The following is a 22,880-nucleotide window of genomic DNA, read 5'->3' as shown; positions in this document are numbered from 1 at the left end:
ACAAGGCGCTCAACCCAAAGACTGCGATCTTTCTCATAGCAACCGCTAAATTATAGTTTTAACCGGTAAGCTTCGAGTTTTATCGAGGCTATAGTTTCGTAGGGACAGGTCGCGACCTGTCCGAATCTTGGACTGTAACTATAGAACTATAAATCAATCTAAAGTAATAGCAGAAATTCCCCTCTCGGGAGGGGTAGGGGTAGGTTTACATCCCAACTATAAAAACACCTTCCTACCCTCCTCAAGGAGGGAATCTCCCTTTAATAACAAAACTCATTCCCCTGTTATTAGGGAAAGGTTGGGAAGGGGTAAGCCCTGACATCACCCTAAAAACAAAAGAGCTGAAACTATGACCGTTTCAGCTCTTCTTTATGCATGCAAACTATAGTTTAAATAAAGTTCTGGCCTTTTTTGTACTTGGCATCTGCCGTGAAATCTTTTACTTTCTGCTCTTCATCCAGCTTACAGATCATCAGCACGTTGTCGTGCTCTGCAATAATGTAGCCTTCTAAGCCCTGTACTACAACTAGTCGGTTTTTTGGCGTTTTAATAATGCAGTTCTTCGTGTCGTACAGCATGACGTCGCCGTCAATTACGTTGGCCTGTTCGTCTTTATTACTGATGGTATAAAGCGAATTCCAGGTGCCAAGGTCAGACCAGCCGATGTCGGCCAATACCACAAACACGTTATCCACCTTCTCCATTATGCCATAGTCAATAGATATGTTGCGGCAGTGCGAGTAGGCTTTAACTATAAAGTTAGGCTCCTGGTCGGTGTTATAGGCATTGTTGCCTTCTTCAAAAATCTCCGAGATCTCAGGTAAATGCTGTCTGAAAGCGTTCAGGATGCTCTTTACGCTCCAGATAAAGATACCGGAGTTCCATACAAAGTCGCCGCTGTTCAGGAACATCTGGGCAAGCTCCAGGTTCGGCTTCTCAGTAAAGGTCTTTACCTTTTTAATCGGCTGGTCACCATCGGCAATAAACTGAATGTAGCCATAACCGGTATCCGGGCGGCTTGGGGTAATGCCTAGTGTTATTAGTACATCGTCGGCAGATGCGGCCTCCACAGCAGTTGTAATTACCTGGTTAAAGGCTTCCTGCTTCAGCACCACGTGGTCTGATGGTGCAACTATAAGGTTGGCATTCGGGTTTATCTGGGCAATTTTGTAAGATGCGTATGCAATACAAGGTGCTGTGTTACGCCCGACAGGCTCCAGCAGGATCTGGTTATCGCCAAGTTGCGGCAGTTGTTCCTTTACCAGTTGCTCATAATCTTTGTTGGTAACTATAAAAATATTTTCGGTAGGGCAGATCTGCTCAAAGCGCTTCATGGTCATCTGAAGCATGGTTTCGCCTATACCCAGCACATCATGGAACTGCTTCGGGTAGTTAGTTCGGCTAAATGGCCAGAAACGGCTTCCAATGCCACCTGCCATTATCACCACATAGGTGTTGTTGTTCATGGGTAGTTTTTATACAAGTCCTTCTTTCAGGAGGTCGTGCAGGTGCACAAAGCCTTCAAATTTTCCGGAGTCGGTTACGATTAATTGTGTAATATTTTTCTCCTGCATGATGGCCATAGCTTCGGCGGCATAGTGGTCCGGTTCTATAGTTAGCGGAGAGGCAGTCATGATATCAGTGGCAATTATACCTTCTGTAGATTCATATTTGTCCAACATACGGCGAAGGTCGCCATCGGTTATGATCCCAACCAGTTCATCTGAATTTTCTTTTACTACAGCGGTAGCGCCCAGTCTTTTAGATGATATCTCGATAATAACCTGGCGTAACGATGCGTTCTCAGTAACCTTAGGTGCCTGATTCTGCTTGTAAATATCTTCTACTTTCAGGTAAAGGCGTTTGCCAAGCGAGCCGCCCGGGTGTAGTCGGGCAAAGTCGGCGCTGCTGAAACCACGGGCTTCTAACAGGCAAACGGCCAGGGCGTCGCCGAGGGCAAGGGCAGCCGTGGTGCTGGTGGTTGGGGCAAGGTTATTAGGGCAGGCTTCGCGTTCTACGTTGGCATTCAGCACAAAATCAGCGCTTTCGGCCAGGTAAGAGTCAATGCTCGATACCATAGCCGCCAGTTTGGAACCCTTGCGTTTTAGTAACGGAACCAGTACTTTTATTTCAGGGGTGTTGCCACTTTTAGAGATACAGATCACAAAGTCTTCGGGCTGTATCATACCCAGGTCACCGTGAATAGCATCGGCAGCGTGCATAAAAATAGCAGGCGTACCCGTAGAATTTAGGGTAGCTACGATCTTTTGAGCGATGTTTGCGCTTTTGCCAATACCTGTTACTACCACGCGGCCTTTCATGTTCAAAATGGCTTCGACGCAATTCTGAAAGTCTTCGTCGATAAAATCTGCCAGTCTGGCGATTGCTTCCGCTTCAGATAGTAAGACTTTTTTTGCTATTTGAGTTATATTATTAATTAGATTCAAGTTAAATTTGTGTTAATGTACGCTTATTTGAGTACGTTGCAACCTTACTTATTTTTTGCAGGAATTACATGTCACTTACAGAGGTCAATCTCAAGAACAAATTAAAGGAAGTTTTTGGGTATAATCAATTCAGGGGAAATCAGGAGCTGATAATAAACAATATTATTAACGGCAGGAACACCTTTGTGATTATGCCTACAGGCGCCGGCAAGTCGTTGTGCTATCAACTACCTGCTTTATCGCTGCCGGGTACGGCCATCGTTATCTCTCCGCTTATCGCCCTGATGAAAAACCAGGTAGACCAGCTGAATGCGTTTGGCGTAAATGCGCAGTTTTTAAACTCAACACTTTCTAAGTCTGAGATAAACAAGGTAAAGCGGGAAACACTGGCCGGGGAGGTAAAGCTGTTGTACGTGGCGCCGGAGTCGCTTACCAAAGAAGAAACTATAGAATTCCTGCGCAGTTCCAATATCTCGTTTGTAGCTATAGATGAGGCACACTGTATCTCGGAATGGGGACACGATTTCCGCCCAGAGTACCGCCGCATCCGTGGTATTATAGACCAGATAGGCAACCTGCCAATAATAGCCCTAACAGCTACAGCCACACCAAAAGTACAGCTCGATATACAGCGAAATCTGCAGATGGATGAGGCTTCGGTTTTCAAGTCGTCGTTTAACCGTACCAATTTATACTACGAGGTACGCCCAAAACATAAGACCAAGAAACAGCTGATACAGTACGTAAAGAAAAATAAAGGCAAGAGTGGCGTAGTATATTGCCTGAGCCGCAAAAAAGTAGAAGAGATTGCCGAACTGCTGCGCGTAAACGATGTAAAAGCCCTGCCATACCATGCCGGCCTTGATTCACAGATACGCATGGCTAACCAGGATGCTTTCCTGAACGAAGACTGCGACGTGATAGTGGCAACTATAGCCTTTGGTATGGGTATCGATAAGCCGGATGTGCGCTTTGTGATCCACTATGATACTCCAAAATCTATAGAAGGCTACTACCAGGAAACAGGCCGTGCCGGCCGTGATGGACTGGAAGGTAACTGCCTGATGTTCTATAGTTATGATGATATCATCAAGCTTGAGAAATTTAATAAAGATAAGCCTGTAACCGAACGCGACAACTCAAAACTGTTGCTTCAGGAAATGGCCGCTTATGCTGATTCTGCGGTTTGCCGCCGTAAGCAGTTGCTGCATTATTTCGGCGAAGCATATGAAAAAGACTGCGGTTTCTGCGACAACTGTTTACACCCGAAAGAGCGTTTCCAGGCACAGGAAGAAGTGGTAAATGCCCTGAAAGCTGTGGAGCAGACAGGCGAGCGCTTTACCATCGAGCATATTACAGCAGTACTTACTGGCTTGCGTAACCAGCATGTAAGCAGTTACGAGCATGATAAACTGGAAGTGTTTGGCATTGGCAAAGAGCAGGATGTACAGTTCTGGAGTTCGGTGTTGCGCCAGGTGCTGTTATCAGAATACTTGGAGAAAGATATTGAGAACTTTGGTGTAGTAAAGCTGACAGCTAAAGGACGCAACTTTATAGCTAACCCGAAGCCGATAGAGCTTACCAAAGACCATAACTACGAGCAGGAAGTAAAAGAAGACGAGGAGAACGAACAGTCACAGGCACAGGCCGGTCACGATGAGGTGCTTTTCGACTTACTGAAGAACCTGCGTAAGAAACTGGCCAAGGAAAAAGGATTGCCACCTTACGTACTGTTCCAGGACCCGTCTTTAAAAGAGATGGCTACTGTTTATCCTACAACCAAAGAAGACCTGGCGCACATTGCCGGTGTAGGTATGGGCAAGGTACAGAAGTTTGGAAAGCCGTTCCTGGATATGATCACGAAGTATGTAGAGGAGAACGACATTGTGACTGCTGCCGATGTGGTGGTTAAAACAACCGTTAACAAATCCAAGATCAAGATCTACATCATCCAGCAGATAGACAAGAAAGTAGACCTGGAGGAGATTGCCTCATCGAAAGGCCTTACCATGCCGGAACTGATAGAAGAAGTAGAGCACATTTGTTATTCGGGCACTAAGCTTAACCTGAACTATTACATCAATAATATTCTGGATGAAGATCGTCAGGAAGAAATATACGACTACTTTATGAGCGCCAGCACCGATAATATTGCGGTTGCCCTGAAAGAACTTGGCTCAGATGACTACACAGAAGAGGACCTGCGTTTAATGCGTATCAAGTTTTTGAGCGAGTACGCAAACTAATTATTTTTATTAGCGATATAAAGTGTAAAAAGACCGTTGTAATAATGCAGCGGTCTTTTTGTTTTAAAGTAAACTATAAACGGAATAAACTATAAAACTATAGTTTGTGCTGCGCGCGCAACTATAAATTTATAACTTCGCAGCAGTATTTTTGATAAATCTTAGTACAGCAATCAACAACCAGCAATTAGCAAACGAACTATGAATGTACTGATAATTGGATCCGGAGCCCGCGAGCATACTATAGCCTGGAAACTGAAGCAGAGCCAATATTGTGAGGAAGTATTTGTGGCGCCCGGCAATGCCGGAACCATGCAGTTCGGTACGCACGCTACCGTTGATATCCACAACTTTGAAGAAGTAGCCAAGTTTGCCACCGACTTCGATATTATGATGCTTATAGTTGGGCAGGAGAACTCGCTGGTAGAAGGTATTCACGATTATTTTCAGGAGAAGGAATACCTGAGACATATACTGGTTATCGGGCCTAAAAGAGCGGGCGCCATGCTGGAGGGTAGCAAAGATTTCTGTAAAGCCTTTCTGCAGAAGTACAACATACCAACCGCGCGCCACCAGACCTTTACCGAAGATACTTACCGTGAAGCTGTAGAATACCTGCGCAACCATGACTACCCGGTTGTGCTGAAAGCAGATGGACTGGCCGCTGGCAAAGGTGTTATTATTTCCCCGGATTTTGAGCACGCCCTGGATGCTCTGGAAGATATGCTGCGCAAAAAGCGCTTCGGCAATGCCGGTGCCAAAGTGGTGATAGAGGAGTTCCTGGAGGGGATTGAAGTATCGGTATTTATCCTGACAGACGGGAAAGAATATGTGCTGCTGCCGGAAGCGAAGGACTATAAGCGCATTGGCGAAGGCGACACCGGCCTGAACACAGGCGGAATGGGAGCTGTTTCGCCGGTTCCGTTTGCCGACGAGGTGTTTATGCAGAAGGTGAAGGAGCGTGTAATAGAGCCAACTATAAGAGGCATGCAGGAAGATGGCATAGAGTATTCCGGTTTCCTGTTTATCGGGCTGATAAAGGTAAACAACGAGCCGTATGTAATTGAATATAACGTACGCCTCGGCGACCCTGAAACTGAAGCAATACTGCCACGCATTAAATCAGATCTTTTCGAGTTGTTTAAAGCGTTATACGACCATACCTTAGGCAACTATAAGTTAGTGATCGATCCGCGTACAGCGGCTACGGTTTTCCTGGTATCGGGTGGTTACCCGGAAGGCTTTGAGAAAGGGAAAGAGATATCTGGTTTAGAACAGGTGGGCCCGGATGTGCTGGTATTTCATGCAGGCACTAAAATGGTTGGCGATAAGCTGGTAAACAGCGGTGGCCGCGTAATTGCCGTAACTGCTCTTGGCGATACTATGGAAGAAGCACTGGCAAAAGCAAACACCGCTGCCGAAACTATAACCTGGCAGGACCGCTACTATCGCCACGACATCGGCTTTGACCTGAGAGAGGAAAGAGTATAGACAACTATAGTTCGAACTATAAAAACAGAAAGGCCGGTTTATGCAACCGGCCTTTCTGTTTTTATAACGCTGATCTAAACTTAGCAATAAGCTTCGAAAGCACCTTTCAGGTTATCTACAATGCGGTTAAGCTCGTTGCCCTCGATGTGGTAACGCTCGATCATGTGCACCAGTTCACCATCTTTAAACAACGCTATAGATGGCGATGACGGAGGATAAGGCAGCATATACTCACGCGCTTTCGCAACGGCATCAGCTTCCATACCTGCAAATACCGTGATCATTTTGTCTGGCTTCTGGTCGGCAGAGGCTACAGCCATTTTAAGGGCAGGACGCGCCTTAGATGCTGCACAACCGCAAACAGAGTTAATAGCTACTAATACTGTTCCTTCTTTCGTAGACAGTGCCTGCTCTACTTCTTCAGGAGTCATTAATTGCTCAAAACCCGCAGATGTTAAGTCTTCGCGGATAGGTGCAACCATATATTCAGGATACATTCCCATAATCGTTCTTAATTAAGATTAAAACTACAGCTGCAAATTTACAAAATAAATAGCAGATGCGAAGATGATCTATATCACCTCTTTGTTTTAGCCAGCATTTTGAAATATAGTATTGTGCGAATTATAAAAAATTGTATTGTTTGTTGAATCGGTAAGTCAGCTTAAACTCTTTTTATAGTTGTAAGTATATGGTTGTATGTGACAAACGCCTATGGGTTGATCTGAAATTTTTTGGATTAGAACATTAAGTTTTTGACTATGGAAGGATAAGGATTTCGGGCGCTACTTATACATTCAGGTTTATGCTACATCACCCTAGCCAACTTCCGCAGGTTTGTTATTTTTACCTGCCCTCTCTTAACGGCAAACCTGCCGAGGTAATAGCTGTGCTTAACAGTTCTTCCGACACCATCTATATCCCGGTTCCTGAAGAGGATGTACAACTGAACGCTTTTTTTCAGCGCAGCATTACGCCCGCCGAAACCAGGCGCTTTGGCACTGATTCTACGTGGCGCATTTTTACGTCGTGGTGCGACCTGGAAACAGACCACAACAAATATGGTGTAAGTCTGGCCATTCTGGATATGCTGCTGAACTGCCGCGATAACAAACCGCTTAAAGACCACCTGGCGGTAGCTTAAATTCTATAGTTAGGTCTCGCCCAAACAGGTAACATACCTTATATGCTGCTTTGCGTAATTTATAAAAGGCTTTAAAGTAATTGGAATATTACTATATTAGGCCTGCAATAACTGGCTGCAGTATGTTTGAATTCGAAAATAATTATCTTCTGCTTTGGGTAGATACAACCATTCGGTTAATGTATAGTGACTGGTTGCGCCCTGTAACCAGCGAAGAGTACAGAGAAGGGAATGAGTTGCTACTCAGTCAGCTACACGAAAGAAATATTGAGAACTGGATAGCAGATTCGTCTAAACTCGGCGATATTTCGCAGGATGATGAGCAATGGACGCTTCAGGAATTTGTGCCTGCCTTAGCTCGTACAAAGTTGTTAAAATTAGCCCGCGTAGGCGGCGAAGATACAGGTAGTCACGCTAAATTTGAACAGTTCGCAAAACGCGCTGAGCCAATTTATATCGGTAACATACAAGTAAGGCAGTTTGTAACGTACAAGGAGGCTGCTGATTGGGTCGGAGAAATACCGGTATAAGTTACAGTTTTGTTTCTTGTCAACCTCTCTTCTTCATCATCCCGAGCGTCAGCCGAGGGATCTTATGTGTCTTATCCTAGTTGTTATTTCGACGTCAGGAGAAATCTGGGTTCTATAGTTGATATTCTTTCCAACTCGAACAAGCTATAGTTTCAAACCACCACCAATCCTGGGAGCTCTAGTTGCCTATCGTTTCAAACTTCCTTTGGTGCCCTCACGGCCGGGAGGCCCCGTCTTCGGGCATCGCGCTGCTGATTTGAAGCTACCCTTGTGCCTCGGGTTGCCTAAAGGCACCGCAACAAATCAAAGGCGCTCAACCCAAAGACTGTGATCTTTCTCATAGCAACCACCTGTCTATAGTTTGAACCAGTAAGCTTCGACTTTTATCAGCAATGTAGTTTCGTAGGGACAGGTCGCGACCTGTCCGCTCACAGGCTGCAACTATAGAACTATGATCTCAACTATAACAAAGGCAGAAACTCCCCTCTCGGGAGGGGCAGGGGTGGGTTAAACGGTAACTAAAAAACTATAACCACAACTATAACAAAGGCAGAAAAGCTCCCCGCCTTAGACAAGTCGCAGATCCCGGACTTGTTTCGGGAGAGGGGTTGGGGTGGTTAGACCACAGTAACTATAGAGCCATAACACCCTAACTTCAACAGGCCCCAATTTTATTAATAATGCTAAATATTTTAGCTTTCTATATAGCTTTTGCTAATTTTGTTCGTAAAGTAGAAGCATATGGAAGCGAAAGTGATACCTATAAGCCAGTGGCAGCCGGGGCTGTACAGCATCGTAGAAGAGAGTGATGAAAAATTATTGTTGTTTGGAGCGAGTGTGCGGGCAGGTTTCCCGAGCCCGGCAGCCGATTATTCTGCCGACCCGATAGACCTGAACAGGTACATAGCCGACAACCCAACCGCGACGTTCCTGGCTCGCGTGGAAGGCGACTCGATGATAGGCGCACACATTGAACCCGACGACCTGGCTGTGATAGACCGCTCTGTGAAAGCGACAAGCGGGAATATTGTGCTGGCTTTTGTGGAAGGGGAATTTACGATTAAGCGGCTTGTCATTAAAAAAGACGGCGCTTACCTGCAACCCGAAAACCCGAACTATAAAACCATAAAGATAGACAGGCCCGATGGCGGACATATCTGGGGAGTAGTGGTAGGCGTGATAAAAAAGTTTAAGTAAGTCATGACGTCGCTGTTCGCTATAGTTGACTGTAATAATTTTTATGCGAGTTGCGAGCGCGTGTTTAACCCTGCGCTTAACGGCAAGCCGGTGGTGGTGCTCTCGAATAACGATGGCTGCATTATAGCGCTCAGCAACGAAGCCAAAGCCTTAGGTATAAAAATGGGTACTCCCTATTTCCAGGCGCGGCCACAGCTTGAGAAAGATGGCGTAACGGTGTTCAGTTCTAACTATGAGCTGTATGGTGACATGTCGCGGAGGGTGGTGGAGACGCTACAGCAATTTACGCCTAACCTAGAAGTGTACTCTATAGATGAAAGCTTCCTGGACCTGGGCGATTTTTATAAAATAGATCTTAATGGCTACGCTCGAACTATAAAAGATACCGTGCAGCAATGGACGGGCATACCCGTAGCTGTAGGCGTGGCCACTACCAAAACGCTGGCAAAATTAGCGAACCGCATCTCTAAAAAATCACAGAAAGCAAACGGGGTATTGGTGCTAACGCATGAGCGGCACATAGAAGCTGCCTTAAAACGTACTGAGGCGGGAGATGTGTGGGGTATTGGCCGACGCTACGCCAACAAACTGGCCGGCCTGGGCATACACACCGCCTGGGACCTGCGCAACGTAACCGATGCCTTCGCTAAAAAGCACCTGACCGTAGTGGGTTTGCGCACAGTAAAAGAATTGCGTGGAGAGTCGTGTATGGAACTGGAGCACATGCCGCCGGCTAAGCAGAACATCTGCACGTCCCGCAGCTTCGGCGAAACACTTACCGAACTCACCGACCTGGAAGAAGCCCTGGCCACACACACCGTGCGTTGTGCGATGAAGCTGCGTAAACAAAAATCGTGTGCCGGCGTGATAACCGTGTTTCTGATGACGAACCGCTTTACGGAACAGCATTACTACTATAGCCGAACTATAAAACTCGACAGCCCCACCAGTAGTGAACTCGAGCTGCTTCGGCACGCCGCCAAAGCCCTGAAACAAATGTTCCGCCCCGGCCTGCAGTATAAAAAAGCAGGCGTTATAGTTTCCGACATCGTGCCGGCCAATCAGGTACAGCTCTCGTTACTCAGCAGCCAAAACACCGAGCGCGACACCAAACTCATGCACGTACTCGACGACCTGCGTGAAAAATACGGTAACAAGTTCGTGAAGTATGGCGTGCAGGGCACCGGCAAAAAATGGCAGCTAAAAGAAGAACATATCTCGGCGTGCTATACTACGGATTTAGGTGGGTTGCTGAAGGTGGGGTAGGGGAATTTGCGATTCGCGAATTGCAAGCCAATAGAATCGTTTATTTGTTAGGACAACTGAACGAAATTTGCTGGCGCGAGCTTGTAGTTCATGTCTTATTTTAGTTATTAAAATTTTCAGAAGGTATAAAAATAACTGGTGTAGCTGCTCAGAACTATAACAGTTTAGAATGGTAGTAAGCATGAGCTAGAAACTCGCGCCAATGCAGGAGCGTGTAGCTATACTTATATATTGTAAACCACTTTCTTACTGGCATAAGCTGAGTGCCTCTCAAGTTCCTGGTTGATAAAGTTGTGCCAGGCAACTTGCTCTTCTTTCTTCAGGCCATGTTCTGTTTGCTCATCAAAAAGCTTTTGCTGCTTTTCAAGCTCAGCTGACAAGACGTTGGTGATCTTATGTAGCTCTTCTTTAATGTTTTTTGATGCTTTTTTCTCTGCGATGGCTTTCGCTATTTTTCTCGCATAAAGTTCTGCTAGGTCAAAATGCATCTGTTCGTGTTTCAAAAGACTGGTATCATTTATAAATCCGGCCTTAAACCAAGAATCCTTCCTGTAGAAAGTATTTCTCACACTAAAGTTTACCTGTACACCTCCGTCACTGCTGGGTTTAGTGTAAAAGCTGTAAAGGAATCTGGTAACGGTAGCAGCTCCAGCTTTACCTGTCTCTATGCTGTCCGGGATAATGGTAAAGTTGCTTGGTGTTAGCACATCTTTTTGCCAATCAATAAAAAACTTGTTTTCATTCTGACCAAAGCAGATGTGTAAGTTCAAAAGAAACAGAGTACCTGTTGTGACTAGGCACTTCATTAAGCTTGTCAACATTTTGTAATGAGTTATCTATAGTTCGGTTTTCTACAGTAATGATCTGTTATGCTTTTCAATATAGTCAACATTTAGCAATTGCTCATAAAACAAAAAGCCTGTCTACTTTCGTAAACAGGCTTTCTCGGTGGTCGCGAAGGGAGTCGAACCCCTAATATCTATTATACCTGATTATTATCTGTTAGTGCCTGAAATCCCCTTTGTAACTAAAATTACACGCTATTTACTATAGCAGATACTCATATAAATTAATATTATCTAAAAGATTTGTTCGTAACTTGTTCGTATAGTACCTTAGATTTAAAGCATAAGACTTATGAACCTAAGCTACTATTTAGAAACCAGAAGCGGGCATGATGCCAAGAAGCCAACCCCTATAACTTTGTTCGTGAGGTGTAGAGTGAATGTAGGTGGAAATTCTAAAACGCAAACCGTAAAGCTATCTACAGGTAAAAAGATAGTAGCCAAATACTGGGATAGTGAAGGGCAACGAATCAAGCCATCTTATACAGGAGCAACAGAGCTTAACTCATGGCTAACAACCAAAAAAAGCGCGGCAGATAAACTATTGCTCCTGGCAGGAATTAACAATGAAGAATTAACATCTACTAGAATCAAGGAGATAGTGCGGCCTCTGTTTGTAGGTTCTTCTATTGTAGAAGATAGTGCACTTTCTGTTTGGGATGTGTACGAGATCTTCATTGAGACAAGAAGCACTCAAATGGTTAACAGTACCATCCAGAAGTATAAAACCAATTTGTCCCACCTTAAAGAGTTCTCAAAAGAATATAAGTACCCCATAACTTTTGAGACACTGGATCATAAATTCTTAGAGCGTTTTGTTACCTACCTAATCAAAGAGAAGAAACACATTAATAATACCATCGAGAAGAGTGTTACAATTCTAAAAACCTTCCTCAATTGGGCAACTGATCATGAATATAACACCAAACTTGCATTTAGAAAATTCAAGCATGTTAAAGAGCAGGTTGATATAGTTTATTTAACAGACGATGAACTTCAAAGACTGTATAAGCTTGATTTAACGGGCAAGGAAGCTTTGCAGAAAGTAAGGGATGTGTTCTGTTTTGGGTGCTATACCGGACAACGATTTTCTGATATAGCAAAGATAAGCCGTGAGCAGATCAAGGGGAATACGTGGAATGTAATAACGAAGAAGACAAAAGACATTATAGAAGTACCCCTAAATCGATATGCTTTAGAGATTTTAGAGAAGTATAAGGGGGATGAAAAGCCATTGCCAGTTATCTCGAATCAGAGAACCAACGAACACCTTAAAACCATTTGTAAAGACGCTAAAATTGATGAACTAATTCCAGTTACAAAATTTAGGGGAGCGGAGAAAATAGAGGGCGTTAAGAGCAAGTATGACCTGATAGGAACTCATACTGCGAGAAGAACTTTTGTCACTCTTTGGCTTGAGAAAGGAGGAAGGCCGGAAACCTGTATGGAAATCACAGGGCACAAAAATTACAAGGACTTTAAAAAGTATATCAAAATTACATCAAAGGTTATGCGTGTTGAGATGGATAACATTTTTGGTTCTACCCCTGTAATGAAAGCAGTATAGTTTAAAAAGTTATCAACATAATATAAATATCGAAGCCGTGTTTAAGTTGCTGTATATCAGTTTGTTGTATTTGTAATTATTGTAACTAAAGTTACATAAGTGCTTGGTAATCAATTAGTTGTTTATAAGTTTATACTGCTTTATTTGGTAGCACGATAGATTACTTATTAGTTTTGGTTGTATATCAATATAACAGCCATGATAGATAACACTATCCTATTAACCTCAATTAGTGCTGAATCGCTTAAAGCAATAATTGCCGAAGCAGTAAGAGAGAATTTGAAAGACATTCAGAAAGATGCTACGCCCGTAGCTACTGAGTCAGACAAAGTTCTGGAAGCCCAAGAAGTAATCAAACTTCTGAAAATCTCACCTGCAACTCTTGAAAACTGGAAGCGCCAAAGTAAAATCCCCTTTTACAGAATAGGCCGCCGTGTTTATTTCAAAGAGTCCGAAGTTTTAACCTCTCTTAACAAAGCGCAGCTATAATTATGAAAATAGCACTTGAAAACTTTTACGGGAAACTCAAAATGGTTTATGAGTCTGCCGATTTAGAAATTCCACGTCTTGAGATACATATAGACAAAGATGAGAATGTTTGTTTAACTGACTTATGGCGGTTGGCAGGTGGAGACATAGACAAGAGACCGAACGATTGGTTAAATCTTGACAATACAATATCATTTATAGAAGGGGTAGCATCGGTTTTAAATACCGCTCTGGACGGTATTATAAAATCTAAACGCGGCAAAGGCGGAGGGACTTTTGCTCATAAACAAGTCGCCCTATCCTATGCGAAGTACCTGTCCCCAGAATTGCATGTACTGGTAAATGAGGTGTTCTTTGAGAGATTAGAAGAACAAAACAATCCAGAGGCCGCAGTAGATAGGGCTGTTAAAGATTGGAAGAAACAAGGCAGGACAGATGATTGGATTAACACTAGGCTCAGAAGTAAAGCTCAAAGAAGTGAGTTCACGTCTATCTTGAGCCAACATAGGGTAATAAACAATGGAACGCACGACAACGGCTTTAGGCGCTGCACAAATGCAATATATAGCCCCTTATTCGGTGGTGATGCGCAATCTATCAAACAAAAGAAAAACCTTCCTAACAAGGCTAATATCAGAGATAATTTAGGGGCTACTGAGTTAGCTGCTTTAATGCTTGCGGAAGCTCTCTCAGCCGAAAATATCAAAATCAAGAAAGCCTTTGGTAATGATGAGTGTGAAAGTGAATGCAGGTCTGCATCTGTTAATGTAGCAAAAGCAGTTACTAATACCAGAAGCACACAACCACGCAAAATAGGATAATCAAAACGGGGGGAGTAGTAAATGATTTAAACTCCCCTATATCCTCTAACCTTCTCAATAAACTTATTATGTCTAGCCCGTTAAAACACGTGCTCGCATTGCGCGTGCCCGGAACTGTCGTGTCCGATCTAAAAAAGGCGTTGACTCCAAAGGAGTTTAAGAAATACCTACACCTCTATTTATGGCCTGTACATTTAGTACTTCAAACGCAGGCTAATACTTCCGATATGGTCTTTAAGAAAAGTCAAGGCTTTGTACCTCTAAACTTTGAGGGCAAAATCAAGCCGGTTGTATCAGGGAAGCCAGTATTACAAACTTTAAAGTCTTCGGGAATACTTGTGCCTAAGAGAAATAGTAAAGGAAGGGAAACCTATACCACGGGTACAGTTTCTAAATCATTCACCATCGGGGACAAATACCACCTTGATAACATGATAGAACTTGTGTTTAATAACAGGGGCTTTATCAAGAAGTGTAAGAGAACAGAGGCAAAAGAAATCAGTGAACCAAAGCCAGGAGTAGAACGGTACCTGCGGAAGGTATTTAATGACTTTGAGTTAGATTCATACAGCAAAACCTACTGTGATCTTAAAAGAGCCTTAACACATCTTAGAGTGGCTGCAAATGAGCTAGGGACTTATGAACATATAAGATTAAAGAAGCGGCTTCCACATCTTATTAAAAGCATAGAAGACAATGGGCACACAGCTAGTCAGGTAATTAAAGAATTAGAGTGTATAGCATCTTACAAAAAAGGCCGCTATGCGACGGACATGCTTCAAATCAGGCAGTTTGAATTGGGAGAAATATTTTTTAAAAGGGCTCCGAAGGGGGATCGTATTTTTACAACTGCTAATCTAATGCCCAGGGATTTAAGGAAGTTTATTAAGCATAAAAGAGGCAAGGCACTGTTTGAGGCAGATATACGCAATTGCCAGCCGCTTATGTTATGCGGGCTATTAAAGAAGCGGTATAGGGGTAAATGGGAAACAGACCTATTACTGTATAAAGATTTGTGTGAGAAGGGCAAATTCTATAATTATTTATTTAAAGTAATGTATGGGATTGAATTAGATGAGATGTCAGAAGAAACACGCATCAGGTTTAAGGAAAAGTTATTCGGTTATGTCTACTATTGTAATATCTACGAATCGGCTTCCTATAGCGAATATGTAATAACTTTTAAGAAAGAGTTCCCCACCGTCTATACTTTCATTATTGAGTATAAAACTGAGCATGGTTACAAAGCCCTTTCAACAGAAATGCAGAGAGTTGAGAGTAAGTTAATGATTAACACAGTCTGTACTCAATTAAAAGACAATAAATGCTCAGTACTGTCTATTCACGATGGATTGATAGTAACAGAGGATGAGATAGAGCATACAGAGACCCTATTGCAAGAAGCATTCGAGAAAAAGCAAGGGCTTATGCCTGAGATAGCAAGAAAGCGAATTAAGCCGCATGATATAGCCCTATATAAAAGGTTTGACTACCTAGCTAATGCAGTCTCAATAAGTATATAAATTAATTGTATACACAGCTACTGACTATGAAGTTATGCACGAAAACCAAGTTTTTAAACTTGTGTAATAGTCTGTATATCAGTAGATTGTTTAATAATATGGAAGCAGAAGTATAAGAACTTGTTCTTCTGCACCTCCTTTTTAACCTTAAAGATAGTTTTAACTTCAATCCCAGTCTAAAACCCTAAATACAATTCATCATGAATGATTTCAAAATTACTTCTATCAACCCTGACTGTAGCTACATTATTGAAGGGGATGTTCTGCAAAAAATGCTAGGTATGACAGCTATTTATGCGGTAGAAGCCTATATAGCAAGACAGAATCCATTAGAAGATCGAATCTTAAAAACAAACGAGGCAATGGAATATCTTGGCATCAAATCAAGAGCTACACTAGACCGCTACCAGAACCAAAAAGGCAATAAGCTAAAGTATATACCAGGTAGCCCGAAACGGTTTTATGAATCTGATCTAAAAGAGTTTCTTGCAAAGAACAAGATAGGCTAACGCACACCTTCCCCAAGTGTTAAAAAGTGCTGCTTTCAATAAAATTTCTTCGCTCTCTAAAGCATACAAAATATTTATATACCTCTCTTTATTATGGGTAACATAAGCTTTTAACCTATCCCTAAAACTGTGTCTTCGTAGTTCATCAAGGCTCAAATTATGTAAAATTTTAATACGGGAATTGATTAAATTTAAGTATTGTAACTCAATACTAACTACATGACAAACAGCTACTTTAGCCTTTGGAAAGATGGCAAACTCTTTATTGATGTTGCCCGTCTTATTTCAGATACTCGCGCTCTTTTTGGCACTTACTCAATATGCCGCGCATCTGAATTACCATAGTCCTATTTAAAAGCCAGCATAGGAGCACAGACGCCTTTTAGCCTTGCTTTAATACATCCAATACCACCACAACCCACAGTTATTTACCGGCGAGCTGCACAAGCGAATGAAACAGGCGCATATATGACTTACCCATTAGTACAATGTATGATTATGTGATTTTCGTGTTTATGTGCTTTTATGCTTTATCTGCTTTTAAATGAATGTTTTACAACTATAGCGGGAAGGTATTAATTGACAACATGGAGTTCACTATTTATTAATCCACCCTTAACCACAACACAGCATAACCATGAGGCTACGACAGATTGGCTCAGAGTCAACATTAGAGATACTTGCGCTATCATACCGTATGCAGCGAGTACTAAGTAAGGAGTATAACATAACTCCTATCAAAGCTGCTATTATATTACTTCTTGGTTCGTTCGCCACCAAAAGTAGATCAGAAGAAGTAGCAGCACTTAGCGTGCCTGAGATACTGGCACTGCTTAGTTACAGTAAGTCTAATAAGATGAACCTGTATTATGCAGCCCAAGAGCTTTGTGGAGATTCGCCATACCTGCGCAAAGAGAAACGCGGAAGAATTAATTACTATAGCTTAACTGCTAAAGGTGTAGCTCTGATAAGGGACTGTGTAGAAAAGGCGAAAGTATACAGATTTGAAGTTTCTCAAATTCAGGTAGCCGCCTAGTTTTTTACCGGGGGGGAGCTTATGTACACCCGCCAAGTGTATAAACACCGGGGGGAGCTGTTTCTGTATCAAACGGAAATGGGTTTACCGGGCACCCTTCCAACACGACCAACCCAATTCAAACTACTACCACCTAACAACCCAACTCTTTACGCTTGCCTGCTCCTGTGCTCTGCCTGTTCCAATGTGCACGGTTGCTGTTCAGGATGTAGTTAATCAATCATTCACTAACTAACCACAACAAACTATGTTAGGTTTAGCATCACTCGCTTTGGGATCTGTCTCAGGCTTGAACCAACTCTTAACAGCCAGAAAGCAACAGCGAATGGCAGACCGTATACAGGCTGTTAAGCCAGAGTATCAGATTGCAGGTGCACTTCATGAAAACGTTGCTAATGCTCGAAACATGGCAAACGGCAATATGCCAGGCATGGGCAACGCTTTAAACCAAATACACGCCACTAGTGCCAATGGTGCCAGGGCTGCGGCTCTATCTGGCTCAGGTAACAACGCACTCGCTACTATTGCAGCTATGCAAGGTCAGGAAGCCAACGCGCTCAATAACCTGCACGACCAACAAGCAAACTATAGAATGCAGATGCAAGGCAACCTACAAGGGCAGCTAAATAACTTGGCTCAGGAACAGCGCAACAAGTGGCAATATGATAAGGCCGACAAATACACAGAAGATTCAGCCGCTAAAAGTGCTTTAACCGGCGCAGCCATGAACAACAAACATAGCGCGATATCTTCACTCAGTAACCTTGCTATTACAGGTTTGCAGGGCTTGAAGAGCAAGAAACAAGGCCAAGATGAGCAACACCAAAGCAACGTGTCAAACTATCACAGAGGGCAGCTAAACGGTGTTAAAAGCACTCCCTTATTTGGTGGTACTCTTAGCAGTTACCCGTTTCAATAGTGAGTTGTATATAATATAATTATATGTAACTAATTAATTATCAGCTACTTATTGTTAATATGAAAAATGTTTTATTACTTGGTGCTTCCTAAACAGTTAGAAGTGCAGAGTATCTTTAGATTGACAATAAGCCGTTGTCTAGGGAGGCAGTAGGGGAAACCCCTGCACAGCTCTAACTGGCTGAGGACTCCTAAGGGCAACGGTCCCTGTACCTAAAAATTCCTAAACAGTTAGAACATGCAAAAAGAGACTAACAAACAGAACGAAGCAACAACATTTGTAACACCATCTGGGCAGACGTTCAGCACTGCTTTTGTTCCGGAACTATTAGATCGTTGTACTCCTGAGTATATGGAGATCAATCTAACAAAGGTTTTAGATATGTGTACTGATCATATAGTTAATGCTCGTTATACCGTAGAGGGTTCAGCCGGAGCCCTAGAAGCTCTGCGTATAGCAAGAAACATTTTTAGAACTAACGGAGAAAGCATAAACCTAGAATGACATGAAGGCATTTAAGTTTAGAGCTGAATGCGAGAATGATGTCAGAGAATTACAGCTGTTGATATCATTTGATATTGAAAGTATATCTGTTGTGCCTATTTCTGTCTTTCCTGATGTTGAAGTAACTCTAATTATGGAGAATATATATTTAGAGCAACTAAGAGATTATATGCGCCTAATAAACGACTCACATGTAATGATACAAACATTAGCTACAGAAACTGAATATACAGGCGAAAGAAATTACGATATAGATTAGCTTTACAACCCATTTATATAGCCGTGCATCTTAACCAGGTGCACGGTTTTTTTATGCCGCTAATCAAGAAGCTTTGTGCTTTGCAGACTTTATACACTTGAATGTTAATCCTTGTATAAAGATTCTTCAAAAATAAATGATAAAAGAGTGTCTTCAAAAGCGGGAGCGTACACTTCATCTAAATCTTGAATAACCTGGAATGTAATTGATACCATTTTGCTACCGCGTAGTAATATGTATTGTCGCGTAATGATGTGATAATCATATTCGAGTGATTTTATGTTAGACCTAGTCTTAACTAGTAAGCTCTCTACATTATTGATATAAGTTTTCTTTCCTTCTATTAGCTCTGTATTAGGCATACCTTCCCTTAATAAAGTAACTGCTTGATCTACAGGGAAGTCATAAACAGATTTTTGTATTGGTTTGTCAAAATGAGTTACATGAATATTCATAGTAGCCACTTTTAAACTATCTGTAGCATTAAATTCAACACCTATCGAATTTGGCCTATTAATTATCCAGCCTTTGGGAATTTTAATTCTATAGTGGTTTATGTTGCTCCTGTAAATGTTGTTCTCATTTACTTTTGGTTCTTGCGGGGTATAATCTTTTACAGTAAATCCATTCTTCTTTCTATCTTGAGAGAGAGCCGGAACAGCTAAAGCTATCAATATTGATAGTGTCAATAGTATGATTTTCATTGTTTGCTTTTTTGTTCAAGATAGTATTAATATAATATCATTACTATATTAGTGGAACTTAATATTAGAGCTATGAAACAAGTTGTCAAATCTGCCAGAGTTAGTATACTGGTTTATGTTCTTACAATTGCCTGTGCTTTTTCAGCAGGCTATATAAATCATTCCCCTGAGCTAATAAATTACAAGCAGACTGAAAGCAGTGTTTATATCTGCTCTAGCCCTAAAGCCTATGCATACCATAAAACAAAATCTTGCAGGGGATTAAACCGGTGTTCATATGAAGTAAAGGAGATTTCAAAAAGTGAGGCAACAGCAAAGTATAAAAGAAGTGCTTGTAAGGTTTGTTACTAACTATTACCCCGTACTAATTTATATGAAAACTATCATAAGTCGGATTCTTACTCCGATTGGGACTATTTTTTTGCTTGGGTTTGGTTGTGACACATTAGCAACTATGCCTAAGCATGCTTTTGTTTTTGTAAATGATAATGATGAATATATAGCTCCGCCATTTTTAATGCATGATGGATTTGATGACACTAGGCTTATTAATTTTTATGCAGATGCATACAAACTAAAGTTAAAAAGGTATAGAGATGTAATCAAAGATTCAGAGCCTCATAATGAATGTAGAGAGGGGGAATATTATGTGCAAGAGGGCCGTTCAGTATCAGGTTCTTTGTTAGAGTACCTAGGTGTGTTACCTACTCTTAAACCAAGATGGAATGAAGATGGGAGTTGGAATTACTAATTGTTTTTTCAATCTCAGATAGTTTTAATATATCATTATGTTGAAAACTAAGTGGTTAATTTGGAGTGTTCTAATTGGGTTGATACCTTTCATTGTGCGAACCTTCATCTGGTTGTTCTCAAAGTCAGCTACGCCCAGCTTTTGGATAAATGAATCAGACTTTGTGAGTTTTGGGTTAGTTTTAAGTTTAGCTAATATTAATGAGTTAGAGAGAAAGAAGAACAAAGATGAAACTTGGAAATCTATAAGCAGTGGGATATCTGTATTCTTTATTATGGTATTCTCAACTATTTATGGACTTGTTACCTATTCAGATTTGAGAGGTGATAATGATTTAGACAGAGTTGCAATTAAAATATGCTCTGTCATTTTAGCCTTAGTTTCTGCTATCGTCAGTTCATCTATTTATAGCCGTATGAATGCTAAAAAGCCATGACAGAGTTAATAGTGATTATAACTATTGTAGCTGCGATAAGTGGACTTGTCTTAGCTTTCTTTAACTTCTCTAAAACACGAGAAGATCATTACAATGAATACCTAAAAAGAAAAAGAAATGACAAAGCTTAGATCCTTTATCTACTTAGACAATTATAAAATGTATTCATTTTCTTCACAGTTATTTGAAGGACTAACTGAATATATAGTACAATCAAAATCAGATAAATCCATAGAAGAAGAGCAGCAAAAAGGGAAGTTAGGTAGCGGTAGAATACTGGCAGATATCATAGAGAAAGATATAAGTCAAACGGAAAAGAAGTTTCTTCATGACTATTCATACAATCTGTTTGAAGAAACTCTTGTGAATAGCGGGAGAGTATTAGAGTTGAACCAAGGAAATGTAAATTCTGAAATCGAGAATATTCACAATTATAGTTTTGTTAAAATAACTGGGAGAGTTGTGTTTAATGACTCGAAGTCAGTTCAACATACGATAGAGAACTTCAATGAAATTGGTGAGGCTCTAACGTACATATCCAACAGGGGGGCAATTGAAGAAATGAAATCTACTCTTTCTGAGCAAGCTAAAGGTATTAAAGACAGGAACGCTAAGGCTAAGGCTAACGCATTAATTAGGAATGCATTAGATGTAAAGAAGATGGCTAAAGAGCAGAGTCTTTATTTTGATCCAGAGTTTTTGAAAAAGTTGTCATACATACTTGAGTATGGGTTTAACCAACAGTTCGAAGCTCAGATACCATTTGAACATGATGACGCCTTTCAACTTTTTACAGCTCAATTAATAAGGGAGAACCTGAAAGAATCAGAGTTTAATATAATCAAGAAGTATTCAAGAGAAACAGAAAAAGAGTTTAAACTCTTTGGCATACCTACACAAGTTCAAGGCTCCGGAAGAAAAGGAAGTATTTTAGATAAGATAAGAGAAATTTATGAAGATACTGAGACTGAAAGTAGTATGAAAGAGTACCTGATGTACATGGCTTCTCTTCTTTCTAATGTCGAAAGGACGTTCTCCGGGAAATTAGACTTTGAGTATGTTATTGACCCAATAGCGCTATATATTGAGATTTAATAATTAATCAAAGCTCTTGTATAGTATTATGTCATCCTACAATAAAAAAGCCCTTACTAAGTAGCAGGGCTTTTTTATTAATTATAGGTAACACTCTTTATAAATTGCCTGCAAATACTCTTTTGCTTTTTCTGCTTCGGCAATTGTTATTTTAAAGGTTGTATATCTTGCATTTCGAGATCTGTCATCTAACCACTTATATTTAATAGCTGTTAATGATGACATCTTTTCCCAAACTAGTCTTTCTCTAGATTGATGTCTTCCAGCCATTTTATAGGCACTCTTGACATCATTTATATTTGAACAACTTACTCCATTTATAGTACAAGGAAGAATTTTATCCTCAACAAAATGAATAGATGAGTAAAAGGCAGTGGTAATAACCCAATCATAGTAAACCTTGCCATCCAAAAGTTGCTCAGAAAGAGCTTTGTTTCTCTCTCCGTGATCCTTGTTTCTAGACATTAAGAGTTGAGAATTTCATAATAGCCAAACCCGTTCTCTTCTAAAGCTTGAAGATCCAGTTCATTAGAACCCATCAAGCTCATGTCAAGGTATTCTTCCTCAAATAATTCAGTGAAAATTCTCTTCATCTCGAAGACCTTAGTGTAAGACTTCTCAACAAATTCGTCATTCAATAATAAATCGTTATCAACTGAGACTATAACCTTCTGGCACTTAGTTGATAAATTAATATGGAATGAATGTACTTTGTATTTATGATCATTTAAGAAAGAAACTACCCTTTGAGTAAGGATATAAATTTGATTCGCCTTTTGAGTAAATCTTTCAACTCTTCCTTTTACTATTTGGTCTAGAAAGTCCTTCTTTCCAGATTTCTCACCGTCAGAAAACCCTTGATTATAAGCCTCAGCTACTACATCAACATGATAGTAACCGTCAGAGCCTTGTTCTCTTACGTGATCTTTATATTGGACTAGATAATTGTGGAACTGGTCTGTCCCGCTTTTCTTTAATGATGTTGCGCTCATGATAGCTGTTAAGTTTGCTTTAATTATTACTTAATTAATCAAACCTTATACAAAGATACTATAATTGTAAGGCAAATGCTATACAAATGTAAAGCAAATACTATACAAG

Annotated in this window: 25 protein-coding genes; 18 read left to right on the top strand and 7 right to left on the bottom strand. The window is 41.2% G+C overall.

Features of this window, described 5'->3' with window-relative positions; translation table 11 throughout:
• Positions 1-389: 389 nt before the first annotated feature.
• The gene (locus ABS362_RS01345) at positions 390-1,466 is read right to left on the bottom strand and encodes a mannose-1-phosphate guanylyltransferase (protein WP_350410310.1); all 1,077 of its coding nucleotides are present in this window, start codon (positions 1,464-1,466) and stop codon (positions 390-392) included.
• Between the two features lie 9 nt (positions 1,467-1,475).
• A complete protein-coding gene (locus tag ABS362_RS01340; RefSeq protein WP_350410308.1) occupies positions 1,476-2,447 on the bottom strand; it encodes a KpsF/GutQ family sugar-phosphate isomerase in 972 nt (323 codons plus the stop codon).
• 68 nt (positions 2,448-2,515) lie between these two features.
• Here ABS362_RS01340 and recQ point away from each other — a divergent pair, with 68 nt between their 5' ends.
• Both recQ and purD read left to right on the top strand, forming a co-directional pair.
• Complete coding sequence (gene recQ, locus ABS362_RS01335; RefSeq protein ID WP_350410306.1) at positions 2,516-4,693, top strand: DNA helicase RecQ; 2,178 nt, start codon at positions 2,516-2,518, stop codon at positions 4,691-4,693.
• A gap of 201 nt (positions 4,694-4,894) precedes the next feature.
• Positions 4,895-6,184, top strand: a complete 1,290-nt coding sequence (gene purD / locus ABS362_RS01330) for a phosphoribosylamine--glycine ligase (protein ID WP_350410305.1) — start codon at positions 4,895-4,897, stop codon at positions 6,182-6,184.
• Between the two features lie 80 nt (positions 6,185-6,264).
• Here purD and ABS362_RS01325 read toward each other — a convergent pair whose 3' ends face one another.
• Positions 6,265-6,681: a BrxA/BrxB family bacilliredoxin gene (locus tag ABS362_RS01325; RefSeq protein ID WP_350410450.1), complete on the bottom strand. Its 417-nt coding sequence runs from the start codon at positions 6,679-6,681 to the stop codon at positions 6,265-6,267.
• A 308-nt stretch (positions 6,682-6,989) separates the two neighbouring features.
• Between ABS362_RS01325 and ABS362_RS01320 the strand changes: the two genes are divergently transcribed.
• The 4 genes from ABS362_RS01320 (at position 6,990) to ABS362_RS01305 (ending at position 10,321) form a co-directional block, all read left to right on the top strand.
• On the top strand, positions 6,990-7,328 hold the full coding sequence (locus ABS362_RS01320; RefSeq protein WP_350410304.1) for a hypothetical protein: 339 nt from the start codon (positions 6,990-6,992) through the stop codon (positions 7,326-7,328).
• Positions 7,329-7,450: 122 nt separating this feature from the next.
• Positions 7,451-7,858 (top strand): hypothetical protein, encoded by a 408-nt coding sequence (locus ABS362_RS01315; protein ID WP_350410302.1) that lies wholly within the window; start codon positions 7,451-7,453, stop codon positions 7,856-7,858.
• Between the two features lie 741 nt (positions 7,859-8,599).
• The gene (locus ABS362_RS01310; protein WP_350410301.1) at positions 8,600-9,055 is read left to right on the top strand and encodes a LexA family protein; all 456 of its coding nucleotides are present in this window, start codon (positions 8,600-8,602) and stop codon (positions 9,053-9,055) included.
• 3 nt (positions 9,056-9,058) lie between these two features.
• Positions 9,059-10,321, top strand: coding sequence for a Y-family DNA polymerase (locus ABS362_RS01305; RefSeq protein WP_350410300.1), 1,263 nt, complete (start codon positions 9,059-9,061; stop codon positions 10,319-10,321).
• A 224-nt stretch (positions 10,322-10,545) separates the two neighbouring features.
• Here the strand turns inward: ABS362_RS01305 and ABS362_RS01300 are convergent, their stop codons facing one another.
• Positions 10,546-11,091 carry a DUF922 domain-containing protein gene (locus ABS362_RS01300; RefSeq protein ID WP_350410298.1) on the bottom strand — a complete coding sequence of 182 codons (546 nt, stop codon included), beginning with the start codon at positions 11,089-11,091 and terminating at the stop codon, positions 10,546-10,548.
• 367 nt (positions 11,092-11,458) lie between these two features.
• Between ABS362_RS01300 and ABS362_RS01295 the strand changes: the two genes are divergently transcribed.
• The 9 genes from ABS362_RS01295 (at position 11,459) to ABS362_RS01255 (ending at position 18,793) form a co-directional block, all read left to right on the top strand.
• On the top strand, positions 11,459-12,733 hold the full coding sequence (locus ABS362_RS01295) for a site-specific integrase (RefSeq protein ID WP_350410296.1): 1,275 nt from the start codon (positions 11,459-11,461) through the stop codon (positions 12,731-12,733).
• 198 nt (positions 12,734-12,931) lie between these two features.
• Positions 12,932-13,222: a helix-turn-helix domain-containing protein gene (locus tag ABS362_RS01290; RefSeq protein WP_350410295.1), complete on the top strand. Its 291-nt coding sequence runs from the start codon at positions 12,932-12,934 to the stop codon at positions 13,220-13,222.
• A gap of 2 nt (positions 13,223-13,224) precedes the next feature.
• Positions 13,225-14,043, top strand: a complete 819-nt coding sequence (locus ABS362_RS01285) for a KilA-N domain-containing protein (protein WP_350410293.1) — start codon at positions 13,225-13,227, stop codon at positions 14,041-14,043.
• Positions 14,044-14,270: 227 nt separating this feature from the next.
• On the top strand, positions 14,271-15,566 hold the full coding sequence (locus ABS362_RS01280; protein ID WP_350410291.1) for a hypothetical protein: 1,296 nt from the start codon (positions 14,271-14,273) through the stop codon (positions 15,564-15,566).
• A gap of 200 nt (positions 15,567-15,766) precedes the next feature.
• The gene (locus ABS362_RS01275) at positions 15,767-16,075 is read left to right on the top strand and encodes a helix-turn-helix domain-containing protein (protein ID WP_350410289.1); all 309 of its coding nucleotides are present in this window, start codon (positions 15,767-15,769) and stop codon (positions 16,073-16,075) included.
• Positions 16,076-16,712: 637 nt separating this feature from the next.
• Positions 16,713-17,111, top strand: coding sequence for a hypothetical protein (locus ABS362_RS01270; protein ID WP_350410288.1), 399 nt, complete (start codon positions 16,713-16,715; stop codon positions 17,109-17,111).
• A gap of 247 nt (positions 17,112-17,358) precedes the next feature.
• Positions 17,359-18,030 (top strand): hypothetical protein, encoded by a 672-nt coding sequence (locus ABS362_RS01265; protein WP_350410287.1) that lies wholly within the window; start codon positions 17,359-17,361, stop codon positions 18,028-18,030.
• Between the two features lie 237 nt (positions 18,031-18,267).
• The gene (locus tag ABS362_RS01260; protein WP_350410286.1) at positions 18,268-18,534 is read left to right on the top strand and encodes a hypothetical protein; all 267 of its coding nucleotides are present in this window, start codon (positions 18,268-18,270) and stop codon (positions 18,532-18,534) included.
• Between the two features lies 1 nt (position 18,535).
• Positions 18,536-18,793: a hypothetical protein gene (locus ABS362_RS01255; protein ID WP_350410284.1), complete on the top strand. Its 258-nt coding sequence runs from the start codon at positions 18,536-18,538 to the stop codon at positions 18,791-18,793.
• A 104-nt stretch (positions 18,794-18,897) separates the two neighbouring features.
• Here the strand turns inward: ABS362_RS01255 and ABS362_RS01250 are convergent, their stop codons facing one another.
• Positions 18,898-19,497: a hypothetical protein gene (locus ABS362_RS01250; protein ID WP_350410282.1), complete on the bottom strand. Its 600-nt coding sequence runs from the start codon at positions 19,495-19,497 to the stop codon at positions 18,898-18,900.
• A 373-nt stretch (positions 19,498-19,870) separates the two neighbouring features.
• Here ABS362_RS01250 and ABS362_RS01245 point away from each other — a divergent pair, with 373 nt between their 5' ends.
• The 3 genes from ABS362_RS01245 (at position 19,871) to ABS362_RS01235 (ending at position 21,779) form a co-directional block, all read left to right on the top strand.
• Positions 19,871-20,248 (top strand): hypothetical protein, encoded by a 378-nt coding sequence (locus ABS362_RS01245; protein WP_350410281.1) that lies wholly within the window; start codon positions 19,871-19,873, stop codon positions 20,246-20,248.
• 37 nt (positions 20,249-20,285) lie between these two features.
• Positions 20,286-20,684 carry a hypothetical protein gene (locus ABS362_RS01240; RefSeq protein WP_350410279.1) on the top strand — a complete coding sequence of 133 codons (399 nt, stop codon included), beginning with the start codon at positions 20,286-20,288 and terminating at the stop codon, positions 20,682-20,684.
• A gap of 117 nt (positions 20,685-20,801) precedes the next feature.
• The gene (locus tag ABS362_RS01235) at positions 20,802-21,779 is read left to right on the top strand and encodes a DUF6414 family protein (RefSeq protein WP_350410278.1); all 978 of its coding nucleotides are present in this window, start codon (positions 20,802-20,804) and stop codon (positions 21,777-21,779) included.
• 81 nt (positions 21,780-21,860) lie between these two features.
• Here ABS362_RS01235 and ABS362_RS01230 read toward each other — a convergent pair whose 3' ends face one another.
• Together ABS362_RS01230 and ABS362_RS01225 are read right to left on the bottom strand one after the other, a co-directional pair.
• On the bottom strand, positions 21,861-22,244 hold the full coding sequence (locus tag ABS362_RS01230; RefSeq protein WP_350410276.1) for a hypothetical protein: 384 nt from the start codon (positions 22,242-22,244) through the stop codon (positions 21,861-21,863).
• A complete protein-coding gene (locus tag ABS362_RS01225) occupies positions 22,244-22,771 on the bottom strand; it encodes a hypothetical protein (protein WP_350410275.1) in 528 nt (175 codons plus the stop codon). Before ABS362_RS01225 ends, ABS362_RS01230 begins: the two co-directional genes overlap by 1 nt.
• Between the last annotated feature and the right edge of the window lie 109 nt (positions 22,772-22,880).

Source organism: Pontibacter populi, assembly GCF_040278685.1.
Lineage (GTDB): Bacteria > Bacteroidota > Bacteroidia > Cytophagales > Hymenobacteraceae > Pontibacter > Pontibacter populi.
This window is presented reverse-complemented; position numbering and strand designations above follow the sequence as displayed.